The organism is Ruminococcus sp. J1101004sp1_RTP21198st1_B9_RTP21198_201120, from assembly GCF_040924245.1.
Taxonomy (GTDB): Bacteria; Bacillota; Clostridia; order Lachnospirales; family Lachnospiraceae; genus Blautia_A; species Blautia_A faecis.
The window spans coordinates 1-8,634 of the sequence record NZ_JBCOMI010000059.1 but is presented as its reverse complement, the minus strand read 5'-3'; the positions used below and the strand labels follow the sequence as shown (position 1 = coordinate 8,634).

Annotated in this window: 9 protein-coding genes and 2 pseudogenes; all 11 read right to left on the bottom strand. The window is 39.3% G+C overall.

Translation table 11 applies throughout. The features are described 5' to 3' along the window. Positions 1–85: 85 nt before the first annotated feature. Positions 86–607: a GNAT family N-acetyltransferase gene (locus AB5618_RS20945; protein WP_003864592.1), complete on the bottom strand. Its 522-nt coding sequence runs from the start codon at positions 605–607 to the stop codon at positions 86–88. A gap of 346 nt (positions 608–953) precedes the next feature. Then, positions 954–1,160 (bottom strand): helix-turn-helix transcriptional regulator, encoded by a 207-nt coding sequence (locus AB5618_RS20940; RefSeq protein ID WP_003864593.1) that lies wholly within the window; start codon positions 1,158–1,160, stop codon positions 954–956. Positions 1,161–1,306: 146 nt separating this feature from the next. Further along, positions 1,307–1,717, bottom strand: a complete 411-nt coding sequence (locus AB5618_RS20935) for a single-stranded DNA-binding protein (RefSeq protein ID WP_003864594.1) — start codon at positions 1,715–1,717, stop codon at positions 1,307–1,309. A 23-nt stretch (positions 1,718–1,740) separates the two neighbouring features. Beyond that, positions 1,741–2,040 carry a hypothetical protein gene (locus tag AB5618_RS20930; protein WP_015543455.1) on the bottom strand — a complete coding sequence of 100 codons (300 nt, stop codon included), beginning with the start codon at positions 2,038–2,040 and terminating at the stop codon, positions 1,741–1,743. 696 nt (positions 2,041–2,736) lie between these two features. Further along, complete coding sequence (locus tag AB5618_RS20925) at positions 2,737–3,591, bottom strand: substrate-binding domain-containing protein (RefSeq protein WP_015543454.1); 855 nt, start codon at positions 3,589–3,591, stop codon at positions 2,737–2,739. A gap of 1 nt (position 3,592) precedes the next feature. Continuing rightward, positions 3,593–5,311, bottom strand: coding sequence for a Na/Pi cotransporter family protein (locus tag AB5618_RS20920; protein WP_368367035.1), 1,719 nt, complete (start codon positions 5,309–5,311; stop codon positions 3,593–3,595). A gap of 172 nt (positions 5,312–5,483) precedes the next feature. Beyond that, positions 5,484–6,266 (bottom strand): EAL domain-containing protein, encoded by a 783-nt coding sequence (locus AB5618_RS20915; protein WP_003864600.1) that lies wholly within the window; start codon positions 6,264–6,266, stop codon positions 5,484–5,486. A gap of 258 nt (positions 6,267–6,524) precedes the next feature. Beyond that, positions 6,525–6,806, bottom strand: a complete 282-nt coding sequence (locus tag AB5618_RS20910) for a hypothetical protein (protein WP_003864601.1) — start codon at positions 6,804–6,806, stop codon at positions 6,525–6,527. Between the two features lie 14 nt (positions 6,807–6,820). Beyond that, the gene (locus AB5618_RS20905) at positions 6,821–7,201 is read right to left on the bottom strand and encodes a TnpV protein (RefSeq protein ID WP_003864602.1); all 381 of its coding nucleotides are present in this window, start codon (positions 7,199–7,201) and stop codon (positions 6,821–6,823) included. A gap of 49 nt (positions 7,202–7,250) precedes the next feature. Continuing rightward, a pseudogene (locus AB5618_RS20900) lies at positions 7,251–7,403 on the bottom strand (Maff2 family mobile element protein); the annotation flags it as partial. A gap of 121 nt (positions 7,404–7,524) precedes the next feature. Continuing rightward, positions 7,525–8,562, bottom strand: a pseudogene (locus AB5618_RS20895) (VirD4-like conjugal transfer protein, CD1115 family); the annotation flags it as partial. Positions 8,563–8,634 lie beyond the last annotated feature (72 nt).

The following is an 8,634-nucleotide window of genomic DNA, read 5'->3' as shown; positions in this document are numbered from 1 at the left end:
TCTGGTTGGCTAAACCTTGGATAAACCGGAATCCCACCGGCTTGACTACACACCCTTAGCTGGGCGCACAACTGGAATTTACGAACTACAATATCTTTTCGAGAAAAAGATGGTTTTTGTGTGCAATTACATCTCCAACTTTTTTAGAAGCACTAGCAATTATTTCAAATCCATTTTTTTGATACAAAGATAGCGCAGGAATATTTTGACTTCCTGTATCCAAACGTAGTGCCCTGCAACTATTTTTTTGTGCTAATTCTGTAGCGAATTTTATTAGTGATGATGCAATTCCTTTACCAGACATACTCGGACGTACCATTAAAAGGTGAATTACCATTACCTCATCTTCAGATAATTTTTCTTTCCAAGGAATAGTTGCATATTCTATTGGTTGAACTTTATCAATAATGATACTTCCAACAATTGTTCCGTTTTCTTCATATACAAACAAAGCACCAGCATAAATAGCCCGTTCTGCATCATCTTTCGTTGGATAAACCCCTTTCTTAAATACAGTAAAGGCTGTATGATTCAGTTCATACTGGAAATGCTCATTGTAAGTATCTTCAATCGAATTAACATCTTTTAGTATTGCTTTTCTAATCATAAAATCTCTCCACAAATTTTGATTTCACACTTTCTTTCCCCTTATATGTCTATATCTGAAATATTCAGTCACAAACTTTATCAGGGATAGGCATCTGTGCCGCAAGGGGATCTTCCCCTTGTACGAAATCTCTGATTTCGCTGTATTTCCCGGTTTGAGATTTCTTGAAATCGGGAACAGCACCGCAGGTCGCACGATACAGGCAGATGGAATTGCCTGTATAGAAGTGCGCTCTTAGCGTTGCTAAGAGATTTATGCCGTATCCGGCGTGTTATCTTTTTTCAATTTCTTTTTTCGACTTCTGAAGCATTCTTCCAGTTTTAATAATTTGACATGTCTGCTCTTGTTACTCATCATCTGTAAATTCCAGCATCTCATCAACGGTGCAGTCCAGCTTCTTGCAGATCTTCTCAATCGTCTCCATTGATACATACTGGTTTTTTCCCATCCTGGCAAGAATATTTCCACTGATCCCGGTGAGGTACTGCATCTCTATCCGCTTCATATTTTTATCTATGAGCATTTTCCATAATCTGTTATAACTTACGCCCATAAGCAACCTCCATATTTTTCATCTGAACATATTTTGATTATATCACGATTTCGTTAGGTTGAATACCTGTAATTTTTGATGTCTTCTGTAAAATGGAAAAGAGGATGCCCCGACAAAGGGCAACCTCTCCAACCATTTACTTCGGTTTAGTCGAATGGAACCTCACCTTCCGGTGCTTCCATAAATCCGTCCTTATCTGTTTTCGGTGTTTCCGATGAATCAGCTCCAACACCATTATCCTTGTTCTGGGCAAATTCATGTTCTTCCACGATCACATCTGTAGTATAAATTGTTTTCCCGTCCTTGTCCTTATAATTGCCAGTGCTGATACGACCGCCAATCACAATCCTCATTCCCTTGTGAAGATATTTCTGTGCAAACTCTGCACTCTTTCCGAATGTGACACAGGAAATAAAATCCGCTTCCTGTTCACCGTCACGTTTATATCTTCTGTTTACCGCCAGTGTATATCTTGCTACTGCCATATCATTATCTTTTCCGGCATATTTGATCTCCGGATTCTTTGTCAGTCTTCCCATTAAAACCACTTTATTCATAATCGTTACTGTCCTTTCCGCAGCTACGCTGCCATTGCATATTCTTCATCATCTGTTTCATCGTCCGGCATAAACATTGCACATGCTTCCGGTGGATTGGTATCATCCGGTGAAAATATTTTCCGGATCATTTCATACATGATCGGATACCGATATGCGATTTCTTCTCTTGCAAGGAATCTGCATACCCTGTAAAGATTCTTTTTCATTTCTTCATCTGTTGTAAGCATGGCAACCAGATGGATTCTCTCCCTTGTATAAATCAGATTCGGGCATCCAAACCAGTTAATCAACTGCATTTCTTTCATTTTCAGTTCTGTCATAAACTGCTCCTTTCCGGGCATTTTGCCCTGTAAACATTGTCATCAGTTTCATTCGTCCGGCGGTCTGGCGTGCGTTTCCCTGTCACCTGCAGCCGTCTCAGACTGCCTCTGCCTGCATCAGCAGGTCACTGACCATAAGGCTTCGGTCAGCCGCCCATCATCGGGAGTGTCATTATAATTTCGCTCGCTCTCAGAAAAAGAAAGGTCATGGCATAACTCCTGTTAGGCTTCCAGGGTGCACTTATCGGTTGTCAAGGTTCATCGAAGGAACATTCCAAAACGTCCTCTGATTACTAGAGTCAAATGACTTCGCAAGATGCAAAAGATTCGTGATATTTTTTTGCATTTTTATCATTTTTTCTTTTACTTTTGTTAGTCCCTTCACATACTCTGTACTGAGACAGGCAAAAGCGGACATCTTTGGGGTAAAATTTTTAAAATAATTGTTCCTCTACCTATAAAGCCTGGGAAGCGGTATTTACCAACCCCCTTTTGCAAGTTTTTTTCGCATAAATGAAATATTCCCTCACTAATAGCAAGTTTCAGAGGGCATTTGGACGGTACTTTTGCAGAAAAAATTATTTTTCCACTAATCACACGTGGGAATTTGAAGAATGTCAGATAATTTTGAAAAAATCCAAAAAAGAAGCACCGACCGTTATAGTCAGTGCTTGTAAGATATTATATTCGTTTTTCTCAGGAAAGATCATCCCAGTTTTTATATGTTCCATTGTACAGACCTGTAAGTTGTTTTATTGTAAGATTTTCCAGTGGATTTTCTTCATTTATCACAATAGCTATAGCATCTTTTCCAATGACTTTTGTTTCCAGAAGCTCTGCTTCATAATCCTTTAATTCTCTGGATGACATTGCGAAATCACACTCTCCACTTATCACCGCCGTAATCCCTCTTGAAGAATCTGTTGCTTTTACTTCTATTTCAGCATTTGGATTTTGTTTCTGATAGTCATCTGCCAGTGCTTTTACCATTGGTTCCATTGAAGTGGATCCTTCAATCAGAATCTTTCCTTCTGACTTGTCAGAAAGGAATGTTGTTGTACTGTCAGCCTGAATACAATATTGTTTCACAATATCCTGTCCTTTACTCTTTACATAAGTCAGGAAATCCTGTTCCACATCTGTCAGTTCTCCATTATAAGCCAGATAATAATCCCTGCAAAGAGGATAACTGTTATTGTCTATTGTTTTCTCAGAAGGAAGAACTCCGTTGATTTGAAGTATTTTTCCATTCGTATCTGTTGCGGAACTATATGCGACATAACCAACTGCGTTTTTATCTTCTTCCACCTTTTTCAGAACTTTCTCTGTAGAATCAACAACTATTCCTGTATCACTCTCAGGCAGTTTCAAAAGATTCTCAAATTCTGCTCTGGTTCCTGACCCTTCTTCTCGTGATACAGCTGTGACAGCTCCCATAGCAGACAGATCCGGCAATGGCTCTTCCTCGGTTCCACATGCTGTTATTCCCGTTGCCAGCATTATCATTATCAGCAGAAGTGCAGATTTTCGGATGTTTTTTTTCTTTACCATTTTATACTGCACCTCTTTCCATCATTGATTTTCCCGTCTCTTCATCAAGGTTTATAAAAGCCACATTATCACAGGCTTCTTCTGCAATGCTGACACAATTATCTGCCATACGGTCAAAATTATACATGATCCCAGAAAAATATCTTGTCATAGACGCATCACAAACCTCATTTTTTACACGGTTTAAATGTGCCTTACTGTATTTTTTCTCTGCTTTATGCATTTTTTTCTTATTTTTAAAAACTGTTTCAGCCACTACAGCATCACCCTTACGGATTGCCTCCATTGCTTTCTTTAAAAGCTGCTGGATAATATCAATGCAGTCTTCCATTTCTGAGGAGGCTTCACTGGTCAGTCTTTTTCCATTGTTATTTACTTTTTCACATATCTGGTCAATATCTTCACATCTGTCTGCAATCCTCTGAATACTATTGTTTACATACAGTAACCCTGCCGTCTGCTCAGACTGTTGTTCTGTAAGGTTTCCGCTTGCGAATAATCTGGTAATATATTCTGTCACACTGTCCTGTAACTGATGTACAATCTCCAGATTTTCTATAAACGAACCATGAGTTTTTGAGTCTCCATCTGCTACAATCGCCGTTTTTAAATCACTTAACAGAGATTCTGCCAGTTCTCCAAGTCGGTTCAGTTCCTTAGATACCAGAACCATAGCAGCCGCCGGCTGTTCAATCACTTTCATATCCAGATATTTGGGTTCAAAAGCTGCTTTCTCTGTTTTGTCATTTCCACGGATGATTGTTGTAACAATTTTTACCATCAGCGGAATCAGTGGCAGCCAGACCAGTGTACAGACGATATTAAACGTTGTATGTGCATTTGCAATCTGTCTTGAAATCACATCAATCTCATTTCCCTTTGGTGAAATAAACTGGACAAATTTTGCAAACCACGGAACCAGGAAAATAAAAACGCAGCTTCCACTGATATTAAAAATACTATGCGCAATTGCTGTACGTTTTGCATTTTTAGATTGTCCAATTGATGCAAGAAGTGCTGTGATCGTTGTACCTATATTATCTCCAAGAAGAATCGGAATCGCACCGGTAAGCCCTATTACACTGCTTACTCCGTCCGGTCCTGCCTGTGATGCTAAATTCTGCAGAACTGCAATCGTAGCTGAACTACTCTGCACAACCAATGTCATGACCGCTCCCAGTACAACACCAAGAACCGGAATGGATGAAACTTTTCCCATCAGATCAACAAAGACCGGACTTCCCGCCAAAGGTTTCATGACTTCACCCATGATTTCAATTCCTTCAAATAAAAGTCCGAATGAAAAAATTACCATACCGATATTTTTAACCTTTTCTTTTTTGCTAACAAAGTTCAGAATAAATCCAACAAAGATAATTGGATAAATATAATTGCTGATTTTAAATGCCATCAGCTGTGCCGTCATAGTGGTTCCTATGTTGGCACCAAAGATAACAGAAATTGCCTGCGGAAGACTCATAAGTCCCGCACTGACAAAACCGATAACCATAACTGTCGTCGCTGAACTGCTCTGCAATACAGCTGTTACAAGTGCTCCGGCAAGTGCTCCCATAATTGGATTTCTTGTAAGAAATCCAAGGATTTTTTTCATTCGTTCTCCTGCGGCTTTCTGAAGTGCATCACTCATGCTGTTCATTCCATAAAGGAACAAGGCAAGGCCACCGATCAGACCAAAAACCACTTTCACATTCTCGTTCATTTCTCTTTCCTCTCCTGTTATTATATAAGATCTACATTTTCCTATACAATTATAGAAGACAGAAATCAAATCTATGTGAGTGCTTGTGTAAAATAGGTGTAAAAATCAATGGAAATCTTTATAATGTTATAATTGACTTATTCATTTTTCACCTGCTGACATATAGTTTTCATTACGATTTATTATTCAGTCTACGTAATACCAACATCGCCTCATTCCTTACATTTTTGAACGTTCTGTCCGGTCTTCCAAGAAAATATCCTTGTCCGTAATGAACACCTAATCTACACAGACACTCCAACTCTGCTTCTGTTTCTATCCCTTCTGCAATCAGAATTGCTCCTGTCTCATTACAGTAATGCAACAGAAATTCCATCATAATTTCCTTTTTCTTATGTTTTTGAATATCTCTGACCAGTTCTATATCAACTTTTAAGTAGTTTGGCGATGTATTTACTACACGGTTCAGACCAGAATATCCAGCTCCAACATCATCCAAAGCTATTTCATATCCCTGATCTGCATAATGCTTCATAATCTGTTGCAGAATCTGATAGTTTTCTATATCCGACCGTTCCGTTATTTCAAATACAATGTCACAGGACGGTACTCCGGCTTTCGCAGCCTTACGGTTTGTAAATCCCTGTATGAACGATTTATCCTGAATGATATTACCATCTACATTAAGAAATAATTTTGCATGTTCTGGTTTATTCGCCGCTGCCTTCAATGCTTTATTTCTGCACAATTTTTCCAATTTCCAAACACAGCCTACCTGTTCAGCAATCACAAACAAATCTGAAATCATAAGAGTCGTATCATGCCTGTCGATACGACTAAGAGCTTCATATCCTGCCACATCTCCAGTCTGTAAATTTACAATCGGCTGAAATACCGGATATATAGCCTTTCTTTCTAATATTTTATAAAATTCATCTGCATTTTTTACTTTCATTATTTCTTCTCTGCCTCTGTGAATACATTTTCTGTAACCCTATCAACCCACTATATGATATCATCACTTTTTCATCCTTCAATCAGATTTAAGTAAAATCATAGTAAATTTTCACCATTGTTCAGCCAGACCAATTCTTATATAACACAAAGCAAATACGTACTACCACCTGTTTTTTATTATGAAAACTATATTAAATGAGGCTCTTACTGTCTATACAATAAAAGCCTCGTTATATATAGTCTATGTTCTGATTATTCAGATCTTACTGTCTTTTTCACACACCAGTCTTTCATAATCCAGAAATCCCCGGATATACATTTCTTTTGCCACAATTCCCTCCATTGCATTTTTCGCTGAAATAATCCTGTCCAGTGTCTGCCACATCTCCTGTCCGCCATCTCTGAGGACCGGTTCCAGTATTTCTATGTAATGATGAATTTCTGCTTCCAGAGTGAACATCTCCGGGTCAGATTCAAGAAATCTTTCCAGCTCCCGCTGGTATTCTTCATAATAACTTTCAATCAGTTCTCTTCTCATATCTAGAATCCCCCTTATACATAAATCAGTTCCTGCTTGATGATCTCAGCAGCCCGGTTGCGGATATTGTTACAGTGGCATAGCCATTCCATAGGATTCTGTCTCTTCAGTTCCTCGGAAACTCCCTCCGCACTTCGCATCTGAGTTTCGATCAATTCAAAGCGTTCCTGTGCCTGTTCATTCAGATCTGCCAAATAACTGTCCAGCCTGGCGGTCAGAAGAAGATATGTATAAGTTCCAGATTTATGTTCTTTCAGATATTCCTTCCGAAGCATTCCCCATAAGCCAATCGGTCTGGTTTCCTCCGGGTAGTAAAGATTCGGTAAATAATAGTCTCCCACTTTTGTGTATTCGATTTTCATGGTGTCTCCTTTCGCTTTGCATGAAATTGTCATGTTATCTGCGTAGGATGTGCATTTTCTCTTTAAAATCTTTTCACATAGAAGACATTAAGTGTTTGATGCCCTGGCTCTTAGCACCGGGATTGTCATTTCCATATCCTTCCAGAAGGTTTACGACACCCCACACGCCAAGACCTGCGCCGATTGCGACTACAAGAGTTTTTAAAGTTGTAATTGCACTGCTAAAAAATGCCATATACATTCACCAAAACTGACTTCTTTCAGGTGTTTACGGGAATGAAAAAACACCGACTAAAAAGCCGGCGCACCTAATGTCAGTTATTCCTTTCCTCATTATTTTTCGTTCATTCCCATTGTTACTCCGACAACTCCACCTGAATTACCTCCACTTCTTCTTCGGGTTTCGGTGTGTACTGCGGATTTAACTCTTTTTCTACTTTGTATCGGTTTTTCTCATTTTCATCTGCAAGAAACCGATAATTTTTGTGTTTCGTGATATCATATTTGTCTGAGAAAAATGGTCTGGCACCACGAATCTGCAGGATACATTTTCCTCCATCCATGACTGCAATCTCATCTTCTGTCATCAGCTGTTTGCCTGTTTTCTGGTAATTCAATCCAAAGGACTTCTGATTGCTCCTCGTTTCCGAAGTGTTATACAGATCAATGGTTTCCTTACCCAGAAGTTCACTCATTTCCTTTAAGGTAGTTTTCTCTTTTCCACCAAGAAATAGTGTAGTATCACAGTTACCCAGAATGGTATCTGCACTATCCTTATACATTGCCTTTAGCTGACTCTGTGACTGCAAAATAATAGAAGCAGAGATTTCCCTGCTTCGGATAGTTGCAATCAGCTTGTCAAACTGAGGAATCTGCCCGATGTTGGCAAACTCATCAGCGATGACACGCACATGCACCGGAAGTCTTCCACCATATACATCGTCTGCCTTATCACAAAGCAAATTGAAAAGCTGTGACTGCAGCATCGCAATCACAAAGTTAAAGGTTGTATCTGTATCGGACATAATCAAGAACAAGGCTGTTTTCCTGTCCCCAATCTTATCCAGTTCCATTTCATCGTAAGACATGATCTCACGAAGTTCTGCGATATCAAATGGGGCAAGTCTGGCTCCACAGGATATCAAAATACTTTTCGCTGTCTTTCCAGCCGCCATTTTGTATTTTTTATATTGTCTGACCGCAAAATGCTGAGGTTCTTTTGCCTCCAGCTCTTCAAACAACATATCCACCGGATTCTGGTAAGTTTCATCCTCTTCACGGGTTTCACTTTCATTCAGCAGATCCAGAAGGGTGTTGAGATTTTTTTCTTCCTCTTTCCCCTCGTACCAGATAAACGCAATCAATGCTGTGTACAGCAATTTCTCTGCTTATAGTGATAGGTAAGGTTTTGATATTATCTCCACCTTTTCCCCCACTTCACACCGGACATGCGACTTTCACCGCAT

Excerpts from the sequence above, each read along its gene's own strand:
- AB5618_RS20945 (WP_003864592.1), bottom strand. The coding sequence starts at position 607 with ATGATTAGAAAAGCAATACTAAAAGATGTTAATTCGATTGAAGATACT.
- AB5618_RS20940 (WP_003864593.1), bottom strand. The coding sequence starts at position 1,160 with ATGGGCGTAAGTTATAACAGATTATGGAAAATGCTCATAGATAAAAAT.
- AB5618_RS20935 (WP_003864594.1), bottom strand. The coding sequence starts at position 1,717 with ATGAATAAAGTGGTTTTAATGGGAAGACTGACAAAGAATCCGGAGATC.
- AB5618_RS20930 (WP_015543455.1), bottom strand. The coding sequence starts at position 2,040 with ATGACAGAACTGAAAATGAAAGAAATGCAGTTGATTAACTGGTTTGGA.
- AB5618_RS20925 (WP_015543454.1), bottom strand. The coding sequence starts at position 3,591 with ATGGTAAAGAAAAAAAACATCCGAAAATCTGCACTTCTGCTGATAATG.
- AB5618_RS20920 (WP_368367035.1), bottom strand. The coding sequence starts at position 5,311 with ATGAACGAGAATGTGAAAGTGGTTTTTGGTCTGATCGGTGGCCTTGCC.
- AB5618_RS20915 (WP_003864600.1), bottom strand. The coding sequence starts at position 6,266 with ATGAAAGTAAAAAATGCAGATGAATTTTATAAAATATTAGAAAGAAAG.
- AB5618_RS20910 (WP_003864601.1), bottom strand. The coding sequence starts at position 6,806 with ATGAGAAGAGAACTGATTGAAAGTTATTATGAAGAATACCAGCGGGAG.
- AB5618_RS20905 (WP_003864602.1), bottom strand. The coding sequence starts at position 7,201 with ATGACAATTTCATGCAAAGCGAAAGGAGACACCATGAAAATCGAATAC.